Below are 20,231 nucleotides of genomic sequence, written 5' to 3'. Positions count from 1 at the left end.
TTTACGTTTAGACGAGAAAGGAAATTTCCATGGCCCTTATCAGCTTGCGCCAACTGCTGGACCACGCCGCCGAATACGGCTACGGCGTGCCGGCGTTCAACGTCAACAACCTGGAACAGATGCGCGCGATCATGGAGGCGGCACAGCAGACCGATTCCCCTGTGATCGTGCAGGCCTCCGCCGGTGCGCGCAAATACGCCGGCGCGCCCTTCCTGCGCCACCTGATCCTGGCCGCCATCGAGGAGTTCCCGGAAATCCCGGTGGTGATGCACCAGGACCACGGCACCAGCCCGGCGGTGTGCCAGCGCTCCATCCAACTGGGCTTCAGCTCGGTGATGATGGACGGCTCCCTGCAGGAGGACGGCAAGACGCCGGCCTCCTACGACTACAACATCGACGTCACCCGCCGCGCGGTGGATATGGCGCACGCCTGCGGCGTGTCCGTCGAGGGCGAGCTGGGCTGCCTGGGTTCCCTGGAAACCGGCATGGCCGGCGAGGAAGACGGTGTCGGCGCCGAGGGCGTACTGTCCCACGACCAGCTGCTGACCGATCCGGAAGAGGCCGCGGACTTCGTGCAGAAGACCAAGGTGGACGCCCTGGCGATCGCCTGCGGCACCAGCCACGGCGCCTACAAGTTCACCCGCCCGCCCACCGGCGACATCCTCGCCATAGACCGCATCAGGGAAATCCACGCGCGTATTCCCGGCACCCACCTGGTGATGCACGGCTCCTCCTCGGTGCCGCAGGAGTGGCTGAAGGTCATCAACGAGTTCGGCGGCGAGATCCCGGAGACCTACGGCGTGCCCGTCGAGCAGATCTGCGAGGGCATCAAGCACGGCGTGCGCAAGGTCAACATCGACACCGACCTGCGCCTGGCCTCCACCGGCGCCACCCGCCGCTTCCTGGCCCAGAACCCGTCCGAGTTCGACCCGCGCAAATTCCTCAAGGAAACCGTCAAGGCGATGAAGGATATCTGCATCGCCCGCTACGAGGCCTTCGGCACCGCCGGCAACGCCAGCAAGATACGCCCGATTGGGCTCGACGCCATGAGCCAGCGCTACGACGCCGGCGAGCTGGAGCCGCAGGTAAACGCCTGAGGCGTTTACCTGCAGGGGCGAACCTTGTGTTCGCCCCTACAGGTTTACCGCGCAGCCGCCCCAATCAAAATGCAGTACCATTAAACCAATGGACCTACTGCAAGATATCACCACCCTCGAGCACAGCCCGGTCATCAAACGCCCGGACTATTCGGCCCTGCGCGAGCAGCTGCCGGCGCTGGATTTCAGTAGCCATGACGAGGGGCCGCTGCTCCCTGCGCTGCAGGAATACCGCAACTACTACGACCTGCAATTCCCGCTGGCGAGCGCGACCGGCGTCGGCACCTTCACCGCCGCCGGTTTCGAGCTGGTGGCCCAGTACTGGCTGGTGGAAAGGCCCCGCGGTACCCTGTTTATCTGCCACGGCTATTTCGACCACACCGGCATCTACGGCGCGGCGGTGCGTTTCGGCCTGGAGCGCGACCTCAATGTGGTGATCTTCGACTTCCCCGGTCACGGCCTCTCCAGCGGCGAACCGGTGGCGATCGATACCTTCCTGCAGTACCGCCAGGTGCTGGACAGCCTGTTGCAGATTGCCCGCGACAAACTGCCCGGCCCCTGGCACGCCCTGGGCCAGAGCACCGGCGGCGCGGCACTGTTGGCCTACCTCCAGTACAGCTGCTGGCAGCCATTCGACAAGGTTTTCCTGCTGGCGCCGCTGGTGCGCCCGGCGCGCTGGCATGTGCGCAAGTGGATGTACTACCTGGGGCGCTTCTTCCTGGTAGCCCCCGACCGCGGCTTCAACATCAACACCCACGACGCCGAGTTCGCGCGCCGCCAGGCGCACCGGGACCCGCTGCAGTCACCGGTGATGTCGATGCGCTGGCTCGGCGCCATGGTGGACTGGCTGAAGACCTTCCCCAAAACCGCGAAAAATCCCAAGCCCATCCTGGTTGTGCAGGGCACCGGCGACGAGACGGTCTCCTGGCGCTACAACATGCGCGCGATACGAGACCGCTTCCCCAACAGCAAGCGCGTCATAGTCCGCGGCGCCCGCCACCAGATGATCAACGAGACCCAGCCCTACCGGCACCAGATACTCAAGGCGCTGGACGACTGGCTGAATGCATAACGGGCCGATCCGTAGGGGCGAACGACCGCCATGGATGACGGAGTGCCGCCCAGCGGAAATGCAGATTTTGCAGGGCCGCAGGCGCCGTGAATGCCTGGAGCGGCCGGACGCAAAAATCTGTCTTGTGTTCGCCCGGGTTGTTTGTGGCACTCAGGCCGCCAAACGCGGCAGCCACATCATCATCGACGTCGCGAATATTCCGGTGGCGGTGACCAGGATGGCGAGCCCCAGGCATGCGGTCATCCACTGCTGAGCGTGTACAGAGTGGCTGTCCCGCGCGCGGAAGTACAGTTCCAGTATCGCCAGTGGCAACAGGTACTGGGCGAAACCGAGGAAGGTCACGAAGGGGCCTGTTAAGGTTTTCGGATCGAAACCCACCGGCCCCTGATTGATCAGTAGCCAGAAGTTCAGCCCTATTCGAAAGAACCAGACCCCGCCCATCGCCAGAAATAGTCGCAGTGCCCAGCGCATATGGTGGTCGAAGTCTCGCACCAAGGCATAGCGGAGGGCAGCGGCAGCAAAACCCAGTATCAGCAGGGCATTGATGGAAATAGCGATGCCCAAAGAGAGATCGCCAATTGGCATTTTGTGGCTCAGCTCCAGGTACAAACCACCGAGCCCCATAACCAGGGCAGCGACTATGTACAGACGACCGTTCCAGTGGTGGAGGTGGGGCCAGCGGCGTCGAATGATTGGCAGAAGTTGTATTGCGCTGGAAACCACTACGACAGTGACGAACAGCAGGTGAGAAAACAATATCAGGTTGCGGACGCCGTCTCCTTCAATCAAGCCGACCGGCAACCTGTTCCAGCGCACCCAACCGCCATCGAGAACCGCGCTCAGGTAAAAGCCGATTACGTAAACCGCCATCATTAACTGGCCGGTGACGGCGACAGCCAACCAAGTAATGGCGGCTGTCTTCAGCGCCCTGCGGGCGCGGATGTCAGTGATAGTGCCTGTTGAAATCTGGTTGCTAGTGCGGAGTGCACTGCTGGAAGCCGTGGTCATCGCATCCTCTCCTTTTGCGTCTGCGTGTATTCGCCTGCGAATCTATTTGGTCGGCCGGGCGGTCTCCAGATACAGTGTGACGACGCGCGGATTCCGTGCCGTGAAAGACGCTATAAAGTGACGGATGGTGTGCGGCTGCTTACATCTGCCGGAACAGGTGCAGGTAGCTGCGGCTGACCGGCAGCACCTCGCTGCGGCTTTTCAGGTGGATGTTCGCGGTATCGTTGGGATTGCGGGTGATCTGTTTGATGGCGCGCAGGTTGATGACCACCGAGCGGTGCACCTGCGCGAAGTGCTGCGGATCCAGCTGGGCCAGCAGCTCTTTCAGCGGCGTGCGGATGAGGGCCTCGACCGGCCTGTCGCCGTCGCGCCAGGCCACCAGGGTGTATTTCTCGTCGGCGCGCAGGAAATCCACGTCGTCCACTGGAATCAGGCGCAGCGCTTGGCCGACGGAGGCGCGAATCCAGCGCAGGGTTGCCGGCTCCAGTTTCGGCGCCAGGCGAGCGGCCAGTTGCGCCAGCAGGGCTTCGGTATCCGGTGCCGGCACTGCCGAGCGCAGCCGCTCCTGCAGGCGTGCCACGGTATCTGCCAGGCGCTCCGCTTCCACCGGTTTCACCAGATAGTCCAGTGCCCCTGCGCAAAGGCCTCGACCGCGTATGTATCGAAGGCGGTGACGAACACCAGGTGGGCGCGGCGGCCTATCTGCTGCGCCGCCTCGACGCCGGAGATGCCCGGCATTTGCACATCGAGAAAGCAGATGTCCGGTTGCAACGCCTCGAATTGCGCCGCGGCCTCGCGGCCGTTGCGCGCCTCGGCGACGATTTCCAGTTCCGGCCACAGCGCCGCCAACTGGCGGCGGAGGGACTGGCGCAGCAGCGGCTCGTCTTCTGTAATCAGGGCTGTGGGGTGTCTGTTCACTGTGCACACTCCCGCGCGGGAAATTCTATTTCCGCCAGCAGTCCCCGGGGTTCCAGCGCGACCAGCTTCAGCGACGCATCGCCGCCGAAGGTCAGCCGCAGCCGCTCGCGCAGGGTGGAGAGCCCGGTGCTGAGTCCGCCGGCCCCGGACTGTATGCCCACGCCGCTATCCGCGACCTCCGCCAGGCAGCGCCCGTCGCGCAGCCGCAGGCGCACGTCGATGCGGCCGCCCTCCTCACTGGGATCTATGCCGTGGCGCACCGCGTTTTCCACCAGGGTCAGCAGCGCCATCGGCGGGCAGTGAATTTTTCGCACAGCCTCGTCCGCGGACAGTGAAAACTGCAGGCGGTCGGGCATGCGCATCTGCATCAGCTCCAGGTAGGCGCGCACCAGTTCCAGTTCCCGCCCGGCCGAACTGTCCGACTGGTGCAGGCGCGGCACCGCCGCGCGCAGGTAGGCGATCAGGCTGTCCAGCAGCGCCGGCGCCCTGGGCGAGGCGGACTCCACCAGTTCGCGCACATTGGCCAGGGTGTTGAACAGGAAGTGCGGCGTCACCTGTGCCTGCAGCAGGCGCAGGCGGGCATCCAGGGCCTGCCGCTCCAACTCGCCGCGCTCGCGCTCGAAGGCCCGGGCCTGGCTGCGCACCGTCTCATCCCGCTGGCGCATCAATGCGGACATGGCGATCCAGGGAGCGAACAGGAGTCCGCTCATTGCCAACATCGCAAAGCCGATCAGGCGGTGCCGGTCCTCCCAGAAGGGCGGCGCGCCCGCTTCGGTGGAGGCGATATAGAAGGCCAGCAGGGTCAGGGGAATGGAAGTGGCCACGCCGAGCACCTGCAGTACCCAGCGCGCCAGTCGGTGCGGCAGTCGCTGCGGCCAGAGTTCCAGCAGGCAGAACACCAGCAGGGCTACCAGTCCGGCGGAGGTGGTGCGCAGCAGCAGTCCCGGATAGGGGCTCTGCCAGTGCACAGCGAACAGCAACAGGCTCCACAGCAGCGAAGCGACCAGCACGGTGTGCAGCCGCCGCCAGCTCGGCAGCAGTGCGGTGGGAAGCGTGAGAGACAGGCTGTTGCTCATGGTTGGCGACGAGTTTTTATTAACCTGCCGCCATTCTCACATATTCCGCGGGGAGACGCTGCCGCCGGTCAGGCTACGGCTTTTCTCTGCAGCTGCAGTTTCCGCCGCTGCGCCAGCGCATCGAAGGAATAGAGCAGCAGCCCCAGCCACACCAGCGCGAAGGTGACCAGCTTGCCCTCGCCGAAGGGTTCGCCGAACGCCAGGGTGGCGAGCAGCAGCTGCAGTGTCGGTGCCAGGTACTGCAGGAAGCCGACGGTGGACAGGTTCAGGCGGCGCGCGGCGATGTTGAACAGCAGCAGTGGTGTCAGGGTGATGGGGCCGGCCAGCAACAGCAGGCCGTTCAGTTGCCAGCTGTTGTTGAACAGGTTGCTGCTGGGGCTGTCGCTCCAGAACAGGTAGGCCAGGGCCAGCGGAAACATGTACAGGGTCTCCACCGCGAGCCCGGTGAGGCTGTCCACCGGTGCGCGCTTGCGCACCAGGCCGTAGAAACCGAAGGAGAGCGCCAGGTAAATGGCCACCACCGGCAGGCGTCCGAACTGCAGGAGATCGTGGGCGATGCCCGCCGCTGCCAGCCCCACCGCCAGCCACTGCAGTCGCCGCAGCCGCTCCCCCAGCACCAGCACACCGAGCAGCACAGAAATCAGCGGGTTGATGTAGTAGCCGAGGCTCGCATCCAGCAGGTGGTCGTTGGTGATGGCCCAGATGAACACCAGCCAGTTGCTGCCGATCAGCAGCGCCGACAGGGCCAGGGTGCGCATCTTCCTGCCATCGCGCAATGTGGTGGTGAAATCGGGGAACTTGCCGATCAGCAGCAGGATCGCGAGCGCCAGCAGCAGCGCCCAGATACTGCGGTGGGCCAGTATTTCCGTCGAGGGAATACCATCCAGCAGCTTGAAGTACAGCGGCGCCAGTCCCCAGAAGAGAAAGGCGGCAATGCCGGCCAGCAGGCCGGTCGCGGCGGAGTCGTGATTGCGCAAGGGGGTACACCTGGTTGTGGGGGCGCGGGCCGCGGGCCCGCCGAGTGAAAGCGCAATTGTAGGAGTGGCCGCTGGCCGCGATCAATCTCTATCGCGGCAGCCGCCATGGATGGCGGGAATGCCGATTGTGCATGGAGCACACAATCGGCCAGCGGCCGCTCCTACAGGGTGAGGAGAAATATTTAGAACTCAAGTTTCGGAGTTTACATCGAGGACAGGAAACCTCCGGGTGGCACCGGCAGCAGGCCGCTCGAAGGCATCTCCCTTTGGGGCCAGCAGTTCCCGTGAACTCCGAAAATTGAGTTAGAAGAGCACGCGGCAACGCAGGGTGTTGGGCACGTTCTTCAGTTTCTCCAGCGCCAGGTCCGAGTACTCCGCATCCACGTCGATGACCACGTAACCGAGGGTCTCGTTGGTCTGCAGGAACTGCGCGGAGATGTTGATATTGTTTTCCGAGAACACCTGGTTGATGGCGCTGAGCACGCCGGGCACATTCTTGTGGATGTGCAGCAGCCGGTGCACGCCCACATGGCCCGGCAGGGCCACTTCCGGGAAGTTGACCGAGCCGGTGGTGGTGCCGTTGTCGGAATAGTGGGCCAGTTTCTCCGCGACCTCTATGCCGATATTCTCCTGCGCCTCCATGGTGGAGCCGCCCACGTGGGGCGTCAGCAGCGCGTTGTCGATACCGCGCAGGGGCGACACGAACTCGTCGTCGTTACCGCGCGGCTCCACCGGGAACACATCGATGGCCGCGCCGGCCAGGTGGCCGCTCTTCAGTGCGTTTGCCAGCGCATCGATATCCACCACGGTGCCGCGGGAGGCGTTCAGCAGGATTGCGCCGGGCTTCATATGGGCAATCTGCCTGGGGCCGATCATCATCTTGGTGGACGGCAGCTCCGGCACGTGCAGGGATACCACGTCCGCCTCGCCCAGCAGCTCGTCGAGGCTGTTGACCTGGGTGGCGTTGCCCAGGGGCAGCTTGGTGATCACGTCGTAGAAGATCACGCGCATGCCCATGGCCTCGGCCATCACCGACACCTGGGAGCCGATGGCGCCGTAGCCGACGAGACCCAGGGTCTTGCCGCGGGCCTCGAAGGAGCCGGCGGCGGACTTCATCCAGCCGCCGCGGTGGCAGACGGCGTTCTTCTCCGGAATGCCGCGCAGCATGAAGATGGTCTCGGCAATGATCAGTTCCGCCACGCTGCGGGTGTTGGAGTAGGGCGCGTTGAATACCGCTATGCCCAGCTCGGTGGCGGCCTTCAGGTCCACCTGGTTGGTGCCGATGCAGAAGCAGCCGATGGCGATCAGCTTGGGCGCATTCTCCAGCACCTTGCGGGTCAGCTGGGTGCGGGAGCGGATGCCGATAAAGTGGGCGTCGGCGATCTTCTCGATCAACTGCTCTTCCGGCAGGGAGGTCTTCACGTACTCCACATTGGTGTAGCCGCGGGACGCCAGCAGGTCGATGGCGGACTGGTGCACACCTTCCAGCAGCAGTATGCGAATCTTGTCCTTTTGCAGTGAGGTTTGTGGAGCCATATACACTCTCTTGACGGTGGGCGACGGGAAAAGGGTAGACTCTGCCGGCTTCCGGCGAGGGCGCGATCATACCACAAGCGCCCTGTGGCGCTTTATTCGAAATGTCTATCCTAAGTATCTAATTTGATTATGTACCGACATCAATTCACCTGCGGCACCGAGACCAACCTGGACCTGGGCAAGATCGTCTGTGTCGGCCGCAACTACGCCGATCACGCCGCCGAGCTGGACAACCCGATACCGGAGGACCCGCTGCTGTTCATCAAGCCGGCCACAGCGGCCGTGCCGATGGCCGAGCCCATCCACCTGCCGGCGGGCCGCGGCGGCTGTCACTTCGAGGGGGAGCTGGCGCTGCTGATCGGCGATCGGCTCACCGACGCCAATGCGTCCGAGGTGCCGGCGGCCATAGTCGGGCTGGGCCTGGCCCTGGACCTGACCCTGCGCGACCTGCAGTCGCAGCTGAAAAAGGCCGGTCATCCCTGGGAGAAGGCCAAGGGCTTCGACGGCGCCTGCCCCCTATCGCCCTTCGTGAAGTTGGACTGGGCACCGGACTGGGACAATCTCACCTACTCTCTGTGGCTGAACAGCGAGTTGCGCCAGCGCGGCAAAACAGCCCATATGCTGACGCCGATTCTCGACCTGGTGGCCTATACCAGCAGCCATTTCACCCTGGAGCCCGGCGACGTGGTGCTTACCGGCACCCCCGCCGGCGTCGGCGAACTGCTGCACGGCGACGGCATCGCGATGCAGCTGGAGGACGACTGGCTGCGGGTGGAGACGAGCGTGGCCTGAAAGAAGGTCGAAGGGCAGCGCCGCAGGGGCAATGAATGCAATCAGGCAGCTACTCTGTTCCAGAACAAGCTTTCATTGGTTCGTCATACCGGCGCATAGCCTGTGCCGGACTTGATCCGGTACCGGTATCCAGTTTGGTGACACCTGGGTTCCGGCCTGCGCCGGAATGACGAGAGAGCGCTGTAGAGACGAACCTTGTGTTCGCCCGGCAGAGCCTGGCGGTTACGACAAGACTTCTGATACCCTTTGATTTGTGATCACATTTTCGATATAAACCGAACAATCATTCAACTTTGATAAGAGGTGTGCCATGTCAGCGCAACAACAAACTCCCCAAACCCTGCAGGAGTGGCAGGCCCTGGCGGCCGGGCTCGAGATCGAGGGCCGCGCCTTTATCAACGGCGAGTATGTGGACGCCCTGGGAGGCCAAACCCGCCCCACCATCAACCCGGCGGACGGTCAGGAACTGGCCCAGGTGGCCAGCTGCGGCCCCGAGGACGCCGAACTGGCGGTCAAGGCCGCCCGCGAGACCTTCGAGTCCGGCGTCTGGTCCCACATGCCGCCGATGGAGCGCAAAAAGATCCTGGTGCGCTTCGCCGAGCTGATCGAGCAGAACAAGGTGGAAATCGCGCTGCTGGAGAGCCTGGACGCCGGCAAGCCGATCTCTGACACCATGAACGTGGACGTGCCCGGCGCCGTCACCACCATCCGCTGGAGCGGCGAGGCCATCGACAAGGTCTACGACGAAGTCGCCCCCACCGGCCCCAACGAGCTGGCCCTGGTGCAGCGCATGCCGCTGGGGGTGGTCGCGGCGATTGTGCCCTGGAACTTCCCGCTCTCCACCACCGCCTGGAAACTGGGGCCGGCGCTGGCCACCGGCAACAGCGTGATCCTGAAGCCCGCCTCCAACACCCCGCTGACTGCGATCAAGCTGGCCGGCCTGGCCAGGGAGGCCGGCCTGCCGGACGGCGTGCTGAACGTGCTGCCGGGACCTGGCTCCAGCCTGGGCAAGGCCCTGGGCCTGCATATGGATATCGACTGCCTCACCTTCACCGGCTCCACCGAAGTGGGCAAGACCCTGACCGAGTACTCCGGCCAGTCGAACCTGAAGCGCACCTTCCTCGAACTGGGCGGCAAGAGCCCCAATATCGTCTTTGCCGACGCGGATCTGGACAAGGCCGCCGAGGCCGCTGCCCTGGCCATCTTCTACAACCAGGGCGAGACCTGCACCGCCGGCTCGCGCCTGCTGGTGGAGAAATCCATCGCCGACGAGTTCATCGGGAAAGTGAAAAAGGCCAGCGAGCGCTTTGTGCCCGGCCACCCGCAGGACCCCAATACCGTCATGGGGGCCCTGATCGACCAGAGCCAGTTCGACACCGTCGAGTTCTACGTGGCCAAGGGCCTGGAGCAGGGCGCGACCCTGGTGTGCGGCGGCAAGCCGGCGGACGCCGTGGCCGGCGGCCACTACTTCGAGCCCACCGTATTCCGCGGCGTGACCGGCAATATGACCATCGCCCGCGAGGAGATCTTCGGCCCGGTACTGGCGGTGATCGAGTTCGAGACCGAGGAGGAGGCGCTGCGCATCGCCAACGACTCCATCTACGGCCTCGCCGCCGGCATCTGGACCCACAACCTCGGCCGCGCCCACCGCATGGCCCGCGACATCCGCGCCGGCTCCGTGTGGGTGAACAACTACTTCGGCGGCGACATCACCGTGCCCTTCGGCGGCTTCAAGCAGTCCGGCAACGGCCGCGACAAGTCCCTGCATGCGCTGGACAAGTACTGCGAGCTGAAGTCCACCTGGATCGATTTGAGCTGATTACGCCTACTGCGCGTGCGCCTGGCGGCGTCCGGCGGTGCTGGTGCGCCAGCCCGGTCGAATCCTCACGTACTGAAGTACGCTCCGGTGCCTGCGCTCCGGCGGCCACCACCAGCCACCCGTTCGCTACGCCGTAATCAATTCAAATTCTTCGATTTGGGCTGATTCCGCGCTTTCGTTTTTGACTCCTAAAATTTCGGGCCGCAATCGCGGCCCTTTTTTATTGCCCGGTTCCCGCGTTCGATTGGCGCGAATATTGTTCCCCGTCTATACCTGAATCAGAGGGTATCTGGCGACACGCTCACCGCGGCGGGTAGTCCTGTCCGCCGCACTGTTTCTGCGATTGCGTGGGAGAATGCGGGTGAAGTTTGCTCTGCTGTTTTTACTGGTGTCACTGCCTGCGGCTACAGCCGCAGCCGCAGCCGCGCCGGGCCAGCTATTCGGCGAAATAGACGGGCTGGTCCCTGTCGAAGGCGCGAAGGTTGATCGAACGCGCGGCGACTGGATACAGCTGTTCGTGTGCCGCGGCGAAAAAGTCAAGGCGGGGCAGAGACTGGCGGTGCAGAGAAACAGTCTCGGCAGGGTGGTACAGGAATACATCGCCAGTACCAGCGGCAGGGCGACGGTCGCCGGACGCGTCGGCCTGGGGGCTGTCGATACCACGATCGAAATCGGGACCCTTGCCGCCGGGGAGAGCTGCGAAGGCGCGGACTGTCCCGTGGTCGACAAAAAATTGACCAGCAAAGAGCCGCGCTAAAAGATTTGAGTTGCCGATCGGGGCTGTTACTCTCAGGGTCGCACAAGCGGCCCTTTTTTATTGATGAAACTGATCTACACCCACGAGAACCGCCTGCTGGTGGAACTGGCGAAGAGCAAGCTCGAAGTCGCCGGCATTCCGGTATTCCTGAAAAACGAATTTGCCCAGGGCGCCTCCGGCGAGCTGGCGCCGAACCAGGTGTGGCCGGAACTCTGGCTCGAGCGGGAGCGGGACTACGAGCGCGCCCGCCAGCTGCTCGCCGACGCCGAGGCGGGACAGCTGTCCTGGCGCTGCCGCGAGTGCGGTGAGGAAAACGGTGCGGCCTTCGATTACTGCTGGAACTGCGAGCAGCCGCGGCCGGCCGGCGGCTCTTGAGTCCAATGCCGGCAGGCGGAGGGCTCCGATCGGCCCTGCTGCCGGTGGCCGCCCGGCAAAAAACCTCATCGGTAAATATTTCCCGGACGGCCACCGGCATCAGGGCCTGGTACCATGCCAGCCGAAAGAGTTTGTGCGGCTCGCAGAGCGGAGATTCAAATGCAATTCCTGATCAATATCGACGTCGACGACCTGGAGCGGGCGATCGCTTTCTACCGCGACGCCTTCGGCCTGCGCCCGGGCCGCAGCTTCGGCGCTTCCGGGATGGAGATGCTCGGCGGCAACGCGCCCCTCTACCTGCTGGCGAAGGAGGCCGGCTCCCTCGCCGCCGGCGAACGGCGGCGGGATTACCAGCGCCACTGGACGCCGTTGCACCTGGATATGGTGGTGGACGACGTGGAGGCCGCGGTGGAGCGGGCGCTGGCCGCCGGCGCGAAACTGGAGGGACAGATCCGGGTCAATGACTGGGGGGCGATCGCCGGCCTGTCCGATCCCTTCGGCCACGGCTTCTGCCTGCTGGAGTTTCGCGGTCGCGGTTACGACGAGATCTGCCAGTAGTTGCCCGCGGCTCCGCCGGGCGAACCTTGTGTTCGCCCTCCCGGCGGCAACCGAAAAATATGGGAACAACAATGAAATCACAAAATGCGACCCCCGCCCTGCTCCTCGGCACCGGCATACTGCTGGGCCTTGCCGCCCTCGGCTACCTGCTCGGCAGCGCGGTGGAAAAATTCAAGGGTTACGAGCGCACCGTCACCGTCAAGGGCCTGGCGGAGCGGGAGGTGCCGGCGGATATCGTGATCTGGCCGATCCAGTTCACCGCCGCCAGCAACGATCTGCCGTCCCTCTACCAGGGCATCGCCAGTAGAAGCGAGCGCATCGAGAAATTCCTCGGTGAGCAGGGCATAGCGCCGGAGGCGGTGTCCGTGTCGATGCCGGCGATCACCGACAAGTCCGCGCAGCAGTACGGCGGCGGCCAGAAGGCCGAGTTCCGCTACACCGCACTGCAGACGGTGACCGTCTATTCGGAGCAGGTGGACAAGGTGCGCGCGGCCATGGACAGGCTGGCGAATCTGGGCAAGGAGGGCATCGCCTTCTCCCAGGGCAACTACCAGGGCCAGATCGAATACATCTTCACCGGCCTCAACGACATCAAGCCGCAGATGGTCGAACAGGCCACCGTCGAGGCGCGACAGGTCGCACAGAAATTCGCCGAGGACTCGGATAGCGTGCTGGGCAAGATCAAGCGCGCCTCCCAGGGCCAGTTCAGCATCAGCGACCGGGACAAGAACAACCCCCATATCAAGAAGGTGCGCGTCGTCTCCACGGTCGAATACTATCTCTCCGACTGATTGCCGCCGCCCTGCCGCGACACTATAAATGCCTGAACTGCCACCACCGTTGCGGGAGTCGCTTATGAGGCAACGTCACGGCATTTCCGTCGGCCTGGAGCGCGGCGATGGGTCGGGCGAGTTTTTCCTGACCATGCATGTGCGCGGCAAGCTGACCCACGACGACTACCAGTCCCTGGTGCCCATGCTGGAGTCCGCCATCGAGGGCGTGGACCATCCGAAGATCAATGTCTTCTTCGATGCGACGGAAATGGAGGGGTGGGAGCCGCGCGCGGCCTGGGACGACCTCAAGCTGGGGGTCAAGCACGGCCGCCAGTTCAACCGCGTCGCCATGGTCGGCAATCGCCGCTGGCAGGAGATGTCCGCCAGGGTGGGCAGCTGGTTTATCGGCGGCGAGGCGCGCTACTTCGAAGACGAGGAGAAGGCCATGGCCTGGCTGCACGAAGCCTAATAGAATAAGCCCATTCAAATAACTCCCCGACTACTCACCCCAACAGTCCCCTCTCCCCCTTTGGGGGAGGGGGTAGGGAGAGGGAGCTGATCGGAGCCCCCGGCCCCTCCCCCGCAAACGGGGGAGGGGCGAGTAGTTACCCCTTTGCAGATAAGGAAATTTTACATGTTTGAATGGGTGGCCGATCCGCAGGCCTGGATTGCGCTGGCGACGCTGGCGGCGCTGGAAATCGTCCTGGGCATCGACAATATCATCTTTATCTCCATCCTCGTCGGCCGTTTGCCGGAGAAGCAGCGCGAACCGGCGCGCTTTATCGGCCTGACCCTGGCGATGGTCACGCGCCTGGCACTGCTGTTTTCCATCGTATGGATCATGGGGCTGGTGGAGCCCTGGTTCACGGTGTTCGGCATGGAGATCTCCGGCCGCGACATCATCCTGGTCGGCGGCGGCCTCTTCCTGCTCGCCAAGGCCACCCACGAGATCCACAACAGCCTGGAGGGTGTCGATGGCGGCGGCGGTTCGGTGGCCACTGCCGGCTTCGGCATGGTGCTGCTGCAGATCGCGATACTGGATATCGTCTTCTCGCTGGACTCGGTGATCACCGCGGTGGGCCTGGTGGACGAGATCTCCATCATGGCGATCGCGATCGTGCTGGCGGTGATCGTGATGCTGGTGGCCGCCAAGCCCATCGGCGACTTCGTCGACCGCCATCCGACAATAAAAATGCTCGCCCTGTCCTTCCTGATCATGGTCGGCCTGACCCTGATCGTCGAGGGCTTCGACGTGCACGTGCCCAAGGGCTACATCTACTTCGCCATGGCCTTCTCGGTGGCAGTGGAAATGCTCAACCTGCGCCTGCGCAAGAAGCAGGCGAGGGCGGTGGAACTGCACAAGCCCTACCGCGAGGAAAACGCCGAGCGGGGCTGAGGCCCCTCGTCTTCCACCGAATCAGACTTGTAGGGCGAGGCCGGGTTGCTGGTACTGCCAATCACCAGATCCGCGCTGCCGGCATTGGAGATCACCGCGTATTGCCGCCGCCGTCGGTGGAAACCGCCCGGGTCGCCGTGAAAGTGGCGCCCAGGCGGATGGATTCATTGTTGTAGGCGTCCACCGTGCCGGAGGTGGACCAGCCGCTGATATCGCCAGTGGAAAAATCGTCGGAAAAAACCGCGGCCGCATTCGCGGCCAGCGGTAAAACGAGGGCGGGCGCCAGCAGCGCCCAGCGCAGTTTGGGGAAGGGTTTCATAGTCGCACCTGGCTTTTTATATGAGTTTTCTATTGAGCGATGCGGTCTCCCGCCGCAGGCGGCGGGCAGCATGAGACCGGCTGACACAGAGCGCTTATAAGATGCTGCGGCCGCGGCGGCGGTGTTAGCACCACCTGTGGGGAACCGATGGGACCAGTGGCGCGGATCAGGCCACCCGCTTGAGCCGCCGGCGCGGCGAAGAGGGCCGGCTGGGAAAGTTGGGTCCGGTGGGCACCGACTGCCGCAGAAGGTAGTCGAGTATTACCTCCCGCAGCCGGGCGTCGCCGCCCTCGATGCCCTGGTTGCCGAACAGCCGGTTGAATTCCAGCACATAGGGATGTTCGCCCACCATGGCGATATCGAAGCCCGCGTGGTCGATCTCCAGCGTGCGCGCCAGGTGCAGGGCCAGGTCGATGGCCGCCTGGGGTACCGGGCTGCGGTCGACGAAACCGCCCTTGGAGACATTGTTGTAGAACCCCTGGGCCGCCTGCAGGCGCCAGTAGGCGGCTACCACCTGGTCGCCGATGATCACTATGCGGATATCCCGGTCTATCGGCAGCTGCTCCTGCACATAGAGCACGTCGGCCCTGGCCAGGTAGTCCCGCCAGTCCTGCGGGGATTCGATCAGCCAGACCCCATTGCCCTGGGAGGCCTTGGGCAGCTTGGCCACGAAGGGCTGGTCCATCTCATCCCAGAGGTCTGCGGCGTTCTCCGGGGTGTTGGCGAGGATGCGCGTAGTGGGCGTATTGGCGGGGGCAACCAGCTCGAAGGCGCGGGTCATCTCAATCTTGTTGTGGCCCAGCCGGTAGCTGGCCTCGCTGGGGAATACCCGCGCCTTCAGGCCGTAGACCAGCGCGTTCAGCTGCCAGTATTCCGGGAAGAGCACCCAGTCGGCGGCGCCTATCTCGGCCTTGTACTTGAAGACCTCTTCCGGCTTTAACTGCAGGGTGTCCGCGAACCCCAGGGTGCGGAACACATTAAAGGAGACCCAGGACATCTCGTAGGGGGAGTGAAACTGCGACGCGCGTTTTTAAGGCAGCCCGGGGCGGCCGTCAAGATATTTGTGCAGCCGTCGCAGGGGCGCTGATCCGCCCGCCCTTCAGTTGCCGAGGGCTTCGTCCAGCTCCTTCCCGACCAGGTCGATCACCCTGGGGTCGGACGGCATCCAGCGGTGCAGTTTGACCGGCACCTCGTAGTTCCTGCCGATCGGCAGCAGGGCGCTGGTATGGGGGACGATCGTGATGTCGTACGGGGTCCAGATGGACACCGGGGTGGTGGGGGCCAGCATTTCCATATCCCTGTTCAGGTTGTCGAGGAATTCGCTGCCGATGCGCAGCTGCCTGCCGCCCAGGTAGGGCAGCAGATTGGCCCAGTAGCTGCCGTAGTGGGGGCTGGAAATGGCGATGAACTTGTGCACCCGCTCCAACCCGCCCAGTATCTGCAGGTAATGCCTCGCCACTATGCCGCCCATGCTGAAGCCGACGAGTGAACAGCTGTCGCCCTCCCCGGTAAGCGCCTCGACCCGGCTCTGCAGCTGCTCGGACAGGTGTTCCATGCCGTGCCAGCCGGAATTGTATTTCAGGTGGATGTAGTGGGCTGAGAAGCCGGCCGCCTCCAGGGCCTGCTTCATCCTGATCATCGACCATCCGTAGTCGAAGATGCCGGGGACCAGTATGGCCACCCTGGTTTTGCTCTTCATCGATCGCTCAAACTTGCTTGGGCTCGATACCAGTTTAGGCTCCTTCCCCATCAGCGCCCCGGCCGCCGGAAGCGCTGGCGCACCCGCTCGGCCTCGGCCCGCAGTGCGCAGCCCTCGGCGTGGTCGTTGATCAGTCCCATGGCCTGCATAAAGGCGTAGACGGTGGTCGGCCCGACGAATTTCCAGCCGCGCTTTTTCAAATCCTTGGACAGGGCAATGGATTCCGCCGAGGTGGACGCGCTCTGGGGTTCGGTGAGCTGCTCGCCGCCGGGTTCAAAGCGCCAGACATAGGCCGCCAGCGAGCCCTCCTGTGTCACCAGTTCCCGCGCCCGCTGCGCATTGTTGATGACCGCCTCTATCTTCCCGCGGTGGCGGACTATGCCCTCGTCCTTTAGGAGGCGCTCGACGTCGCGCCGGCTAAAGCGCGCCACCCTGTCGAAGTCGAAATGGTGGAAGGCTGCGCGGAAATTCTCGCGCTTGGCGAGGATGGTGCGCCAGCTGAGCCCGGACTGGAAGGACTCCAGACTCAGCTTCTCGAACAGGCGCCGGTCGTCGTCGACCGGAAAGCCCCATTCGCTGTCGTGGTAGTCGATAAACTCCGGCGCTATGCTGCACCAGTGGCAGCGGGATTTACCGTCCGGGCCAGTCATGGTCTTGCTCATAGGCTAGCTGTCCTGTGTTTGAATCGTCGGGCTCAGCCGAGCAGGAAGCTGAGCGCTTCGCTGGCTTTCGACGCCGTTATCTCGAGTATCTCCGCGCTCACAACCCCCTCGGCGACGAACGGGTCCTCGTTCACCCGGCTGCGCAAATCGGGCAGTGAAGTGTTGTGCGCGAGAATGGCACCGCCCTGGTTCGGCTGCAGGCTGCCGGCGAGCAGGAAGACGCCGTCGTCAAAGCCGCGCTGCAGCCACGCCTTGTGACCCTCCATAAACTGGCCGGCCCGGTCCCTGTTGTCCGAGAATTTGAGCAATACGACAAACATTGGTTTTTCCTCCGTAAAAGATCCGTTACTCAGCGATACTGGATTCCAGCCAGTCGCACATCTGCGCGACCTCCTGGCGGATAAACTTCTCATCGCGAAAGGCGTTTGCCAGGGTGGCGACGCCCTGGCTGCGGGCGAGCAGGTGCATGGCCAGTGCATCGGCGTCTTTGTCCCGGCCCAGCAGCCTGAACTGCCGGCGCAGCCAGGTGCGGAAGAGCGTGAACAGCTTGTTGGCCTCGGCCTGGCAAGCGTGCTCCAGCTTGGCCAGTTCGGCGCAGAGGCTGCCCACCGGGCAGCCGTAGAGTTTGATCCTGGCCCGGTTGGCGATCAGGATATGAATAAAACAGCGGATGCGGCCCGCGGGCGTCTCCCCCTCCTGCTCCCAGCGCGCCAGCATCTCGCGGGTGTTGGCCAGGCGCAGCTCGATCACCGCGGCGAGGATCTCGTCCTTGGACCTGAAGTGATAGTAAAAATTGCCGCGGGATATCCGCACCGCGCCGGCGATATCCGAGAAGGAGGTGCGCTCGAAGCCCTGCTGGTAGAACAGCCGGTCGGCGGCCTCGACGATCTGTCCCCTGGTTGTCCTGTTGCCCATCGCTGCTCCGCCGGTGTCGGGCGCGGCCGTCGCCGCGGATTAGGATGTTTGTCCTAGAAGAGCGCCAGCCTAGGACGGATGTCCTAGGCTGTCAATGGCCATCGGGTATCGCTGCAGAGGAAGGGAAAATTTGGCGCCATTTTCCACTGGCGATGGCGGCTCCGCCAGCGTTAAAGTCGGAGCTTGAAGCCCTCATGGCTGGCGGTAAACCCGAGCTTCTCGTAAAAGCGCAATGCGTCCGGGCGCTGCTTGTCCGACGTGAGCTGGACCATGCTGCAGCCCTTTTCCCGGGCCCTGGAAAATGCCCAGCGGAACATCTGCTCCCCCAGGCCGCGGCCGCGGAAATCGCTGTGGATGCGCACCCCCTCGATCAGGCAGCGCCAGGAGCCGGTGTGGGTGAGGTAGGGAATAAAAGTGAGCTGCATCATGCCCAGGATCCGGCCGGAATCCTCGACCACGACCAGTTCATTGTTCGGGTCTCTTTGAATGTGGCGGAAGGCTTCCGGGTATCTTTGATTGATCGGGTTGCCGCTATCTTCCCGCTGGCTGCCCAGGGCGTCGTCGGCCAGAAGGGCCACCAGCTCGGGCAGATCATTTTCCCGGGCTTCTCTGTAAATAACCGTCACTGCAATTCCTTAAAATCTAGCGCACTTATCCGTTCGGGATGGAATCCGGGATGCAATATACCGGATAGCGAAGCCCCCGGTCACACCGAACCCACGATATGCTCGCGCAGCCACTGGTGTGCGGGATCGCGATGACTGCGATCGTGCCAGAGCATGGCCATCTCGAAACCCGACACTTCGAGCGGCGGCTCGACAACCCGCAATGCGTCGTTGTCGCGGACCAGGCGTGAGGGCAGCATCGCTACCAGGTCTGTGTTCGCCACGGCCGATATGACGAACAGGAAATGCGGAACAGACAGCACCACCCGCCGCGCCAGGCCCTTTTCCGCGAGCACCTTATCCGTGACGCCACTGAACCCCCCGCCATCCGGCGATACGATCACATGGTCGAGTTTGCAGAATTGTGCAAGTGTCGGCCGCCGTTTCAGGCGCGGGTGGCCCGCGCGGCCCACAAGGACATAGCGCTCCGCGAAGAGTATCCGCCGGCGCAAACCTGCCGGAGATTCATCGGCAGTGTGGAAGGCGAGATCTATCTCCCCGCGCTCCGCCTGCCCGGCGATGCGCGAGGGCACCATTTGCATGGATGCCAGCCGGGTGCCGGGCGCCGCCGACCGCAACCCGGCCAGGGCGGGCTGTAGTATCGTCGATTCCCCGTAATCGGAGGCGGCAACGCGCCAGGTGTCCGTGGCCCCGGCCGGGTCAAAGGGCGCGGCGGGGGATACCGCGCGCTCCAGTGACTCGAGCGCCTGCCGCAGGGGCTCGCGCAGTGCCTCCGCCCGCCTGGTGGGCCGCACTCCCCTTGGTCCAGGCAGCAGCAGCGGATCCCCGAAGAAATCCCTGAGCTTGGCCAGGTGGACGCTCACCGAGGGCTGGGACAGATTCAGGCGCTCCGCCGCGCGGGTCACATTGTGCTCCGAGAGCAGAACATCGAGTGTGATCAGCAGGTTGAGGTCCAGTTGCCTGAAATTATTCACGGTAATGCCTGGAATATAGGAAATTCATTTCAACTATACCTGACGGAATCCTATTCTGCTTCCTCCCGGCAATTAACGGAGAACCAGCCATGAATATTCTTCTCGTCTATGCCCATCCCGAACCCAGGTCACTGAACGGCTCACTCAGGGACTTTGCGATAAAGCGCCTCGAGGCGGCGGGACATGAGGTCCAGGTATCGGATCTTTACGCCATGCGGTGGAAGGCAACCCTGGACGCCGACGACAATACCAACCGGCAGGCCGGTGCGCGCTTCGACCCGGCCCTGGATTCCAAGCTCGCATTGGAGAACGGCTGGCAGAGCAAGGATATCGAACTCGAACAGGAGAAGCTGATGTGGGCGGATGCGCTTATCCTGCAGTTTCCCCTGTGGTGGTTCTCGATGCCGGCGATCCTGAAAGGCTGGGTGGAGCGCGTCTATGCCTACGGCCTTGCCTATGGTGTGGGCGAACATTCCGACAGGCACTGGGGCGACCGCTATGGGGAAGGCCGCCTGAAGGGAAAGCGGGCGATGCTGGTCGTCACCACGGGTGGATGGGAGTCCCATTACAGCCCCCGGGGTATCAACGGCCCCATCGATGATATTTTATTTCCCATCCAGCACGGGATCCTGTATTACCCGGGCTTCGACGTACTGCCGCCGTACCTTGTCTACCGTACTGGCCGGGTAGACGAAGCGAGGTTTGCGCAGGTTTGCGAGCAGCTCGGGCAGCGTCTCGATAACCTTTGGCTGACTGCGCCTATCCCCTTTCGCCCACAGAACACCGGCGCCTACAGCATACCGGAATGCACTTTGCGGGATGATATTTCCCCGGGCCAGTCAGGATTTTCTGTGCACATCGAATAGAAATTCCAGCGTTGTG

Annotated in this window: 25 protein-coding genes; 11 read left to right on the top strand and 14 right to left on the bottom strand. The window is 63.6% G+C overall.

What is annotated here, in order from left to right; all coding sequences use genetic code 11:
* The first annotated feature begins 29 nt into the window (after positions 1-29).
* Both fba and AC6R19_RS18085 read left to right on the top strand, forming a co-directional pair.
* Complete coding sequence (gene fba / locus AC6R19_RS18090) at positions 30-1,097, top strand: class II fructose-bisphosphate aldolase (protein ID WP_500581250.1); 1,068 nt, start codon at positions 30-32, stop codon at positions 1,095-1,097.
* Positions 1,098-1,185: 88 nt separating this feature from the next.
* A complete protein-coding gene (locus tag AC6R19_RS18085) occupies positions 1,186-2,169 on the top strand; it encodes an alpha/beta hydrolase (protein WP_500581249.1) in 984 nt (327 codons plus the stop codon).
* 150 nt (positions 2,170-2,319) lie between these two features.
* Here the strand turns inward: AC6R19_RS18085 and AC6R19_RS18080 are convergent, their stop codons facing one another.
* The 6 genes from AC6R19_RS18080 to serA all read right to left on the bottom strand — a co-directional run bounded on the left by AC6R19_RS18080 (position 2,320) and on the right by serA (position 7,684).
* A complete protein-coding gene (locus AC6R19_RS18080) occupies positions 2,320-3,177 on the bottom strand; it encodes a DUF2306 domain-containing protein (RefSeq protein WP_500581248.1) in 858 nt (285 codons plus the stop codon).
* 139 nt (positions 3,178-3,316) lie between these two features.
* Positions 3,317-3,793, bottom strand: coding sequence for a LytR/AlgR family response regulator transcription factor (locus AC6R19_RS18075; protein ID WP_500581247.1), 477 nt, complete (start codon positions 3,791-3,793; stop codon positions 3,317-3,319).
* A complete protein-coding gene (locus AC6R19_RS18070) occupies positions 3,790-4,095 on the bottom strand; it encodes a LytR/AlgR family response regulator transcription factor (RefSeq protein WP_500581246.1) in 306 nt (101 codons plus the stop codon). The genes AC6R19_RS18075 and AC6R19_RS18070 overlap by 4 nt, the downstream gene beginning before the upstream one ends.
* Complete coding sequence (locus AC6R19_RS18065) at positions 4,092-5,171, bottom strand: sensor histidine kinase (protein WP_500581245.1); 1,080 nt, start codon at positions 5,169-5,171, stop codon at positions 4,092-4,094. The genes AC6R19_RS18070 and AC6R19_RS18065 overlap by 4 nt, the downstream gene beginning before the upstream one ends.
* A 68-nt stretch (positions 5,172-5,239) precedes the next feature.
* Complete coding sequence (gene rarD, locus AC6R19_RS18060; RefSeq protein ID WP_500581244.1) at positions 5,240-6,148, bottom strand: EamA family transporter RarD; 909 nt, start codon at positions 6,146-6,148, stop codon at positions 5,240-5,242.
* 303 nt (positions 6,149-6,451) lie between these two features.
* Positions 6,452-7,684: a phosphoglycerate dehydrogenase gene (gene serA / locus AC6R19_RS18055; protein ID WP_500581243.1), complete on the bottom strand. Its 1,233-nt coding sequence runs from the start codon at positions 7,682-7,684 to the stop codon at positions 6,452-6,454.
* 129 nt (positions 7,685-7,813) lie between these two features.
* Between serA and AC6R19_RS18050 the strand changes: the two genes are divergently transcribed.
* The 8 genes from AC6R19_RS18050 (at position 7,814) to AC6R19_RS18015 (ending at position 14,154) form a co-directional block, all read left to right on the top strand.
* Positions 7,814-8,476, top strand: a complete 663-nt coding sequence (locus AC6R19_RS18050) for a fumarylacetoacetate hydrolase family protein (protein WP_500581242.1) — start codon at positions 7,814-7,816, stop codon at positions 8,474-8,476.
* Positions 8,477-8,786: 310 nt separating this feature from the next.
* Positions 8,787-10,295 carry an aldehyde dehydrogenase gene (locus tag AC6R19_RS18045; RefSeq protein ID WP_500581241.1) on the top strand — a complete coding sequence of 503 codons (1,509 nt, stop codon included), beginning with the start codon at positions 8,787-8,789 and terminating at the stop codon, positions 10,293-10,295.
* A gap of 361 nt (positions 10,296-10,656) precedes the next feature.
* On the top strand, positions 10,657-11,052 hold the full coding sequence (locus tag AC6R19_RS18040) for a hypothetical protein (protein WP_500581240.1): 396 nt from the start codon (positions 10,657-10,659) through the stop codon (positions 11,050-11,052).
* Between the two features lie 63 nt (positions 11,053-11,115).
* On the top strand, positions 11,116-11,427 hold the full coding sequence (locus AC6R19_RS18035) for a putative signal transducing protein (RefSeq protein ID WP_500581239.1): 312 nt from the start codon (positions 11,116-11,118) through the stop codon (positions 11,425-11,427).
* A 159-nt stretch (positions 11,428-11,586) separates the two neighbouring features.
* Positions 11,587-11,985, top strand: coding sequence for a VOC family protein (locus tag AC6R19_RS18030; protein ID WP_500581238.1), 399 nt, complete (start codon positions 11,587-11,589; stop codon positions 11,983-11,985).
* A 71-nt stretch (positions 11,986-12,056) separates the two neighbouring features.
* Positions 12,057-12,776 carry an SIMPL domain-containing protein gene (locus tag AC6R19_RS18025; RefSeq protein ID WP_500581237.1) on the top strand — a complete coding sequence of 240 codons (720 nt, stop codon included), beginning with the start codon at positions 12,057-12,059 and terminating at the stop codon, positions 12,774-12,776.
* 64 nt (positions 12,777-12,840) lie between these two features.
* Positions 12,841-13,227 carry a SpoIIAA family protein gene (locus tag AC6R19_RS18020; RefSeq protein ID WP_500581236.1) on the top strand — a complete coding sequence of 129 codons (387 nt, stop codon included), beginning with the start codon at positions 12,841-12,843 and terminating at the stop codon, positions 13,225-13,227.
* A 165-nt stretch (positions 13,228-13,392) separates the two neighbouring features.
* A complete protein-coding gene (locus tag AC6R19_RS18015) occupies positions 13,393-14,154 on the top strand; it encodes a TerC family protein (RefSeq protein ID WP_500581235.1) in 762 nt (253 codons plus the stop codon).
* A gap of 91 nt (positions 14,155-14,245) precedes the next feature.
* Here AC6R19_RS18015 and AC6R19_RS18010 read toward each other — a convergent pair whose 3' ends face one another.
* The 8 genes from AC6R19_RS18010 to AC6R19_RS17975 form a co-directional block, all read right to left on the bottom strand.
* Positions 14,246-14,473 (bottom strand): hypothetical protein, encoded by a 228-nt coding sequence (locus AC6R19_RS18010; RefSeq protein WP_500581234.1) that lies wholly within the window; start codon positions 14,471-14,473, stop codon positions 14,246-14,248.
* A gap of 166 nt (positions 14,474-14,639) precedes the next feature.
* Positions 14,640-15,470 carry an ATP-grasp domain-containing protein gene (locus tag AC6R19_RS18005; protein WP_500581233.1) on the bottom strand — a complete coding sequence of 277 codons (831 nt, stop codon included), beginning with the start codon at positions 15,468-15,470 and terminating at the stop codon, positions 14,640-14,642.
* A 102-nt stretch (positions 15,471-15,572) separates the two neighbouring features.
* Positions 15,573-16,172 carry an esterase/lipase family protein gene (locus tag AC6R19_RS18000; protein ID WP_500581232.1) on the bottom strand — a complete coding sequence of 200 codons (600 nt, stop codon included), beginning with the start codon at positions 16,170-16,172 and terminating at the stop codon, positions 15,573-15,575.
* Between the two features lie 50 nt (positions 16,173-16,222).
* Positions 16,223-16,834: a DNA-3-methyladenine glycosylase I gene (locus AC6R19_RS17995; protein WP_500581231.1), complete on the bottom strand. Its 612-nt coding sequence runs from the start codon at positions 16,832-16,834 to the stop codon at positions 16,223-16,225.
* Positions 16,835-16,866: 32 nt separating this feature from the next.
* Positions 16,867-17,154, bottom strand: coding sequence for a YciI family protein (locus AC6R19_RS17990; RefSeq protein ID WP_500581230.1), 288 nt, complete (start codon positions 17,152-17,154; stop codon positions 16,867-16,869).
* 25 nt (positions 17,155-17,179) lie between these two features.
* Positions 17,180-17,749 (bottom strand): TetR/AcrR family transcriptional regulator, encoded by a 570-nt coding sequence (locus AC6R19_RS17985; RefSeq protein WP_500581229.1) that lies wholly within the window; start codon positions 17,747-17,749, stop codon positions 17,180-17,182.
* A 170-nt stretch (positions 17,750-17,919) separates the two neighbouring features.
* Positions 17,920-18,375 carry a GNAT family N-acetyltransferase gene (locus tag AC6R19_RS17980; RefSeq protein ID WP_500581228.1) on the bottom strand — a complete coding sequence of 152 codons (456 nt, stop codon included), beginning with the start codon at positions 18,373-18,375 and terminating at the stop codon, positions 17,920-17,922.
* An 80-nt stretch (positions 18,376-18,455) separates the two neighbouring features.
* Positions 18,456-19,349: a LysR family transcriptional regulator gene (locus tag AC6R19_RS17975; RefSeq protein ID WP_500581227.1), complete on the bottom strand. Its 894-nt coding sequence runs from the start codon at positions 19,347-19,349 to the stop codon at positions 18,456-18,458.
* A gap of 89 nt (positions 19,350-19,438) precedes the next feature.
* Between AC6R19_RS17975 and AC6R19_RS17970 the strand changes: the two genes are divergently transcribed.
* Positions 19,439-20,215 (top strand): NAD(P)H-dependent oxidoreductase, encoded by a 777-nt coding sequence (locus AC6R19_RS17970; protein WP_500581226.1) that lies wholly within the window; start codon positions 19,439-19,441, stop codon positions 20,213-20,215.
* Positions 20,216-20,231: the final 16 nt, after the last annotated feature.

The organism is Microbulbifer sp. SE14 (assembly GCF_059834885.1).
Note: the sequence above shows the minus strand (reverse complement) of the source record. Positions and strands in the feature narration are given on the sequence as shown.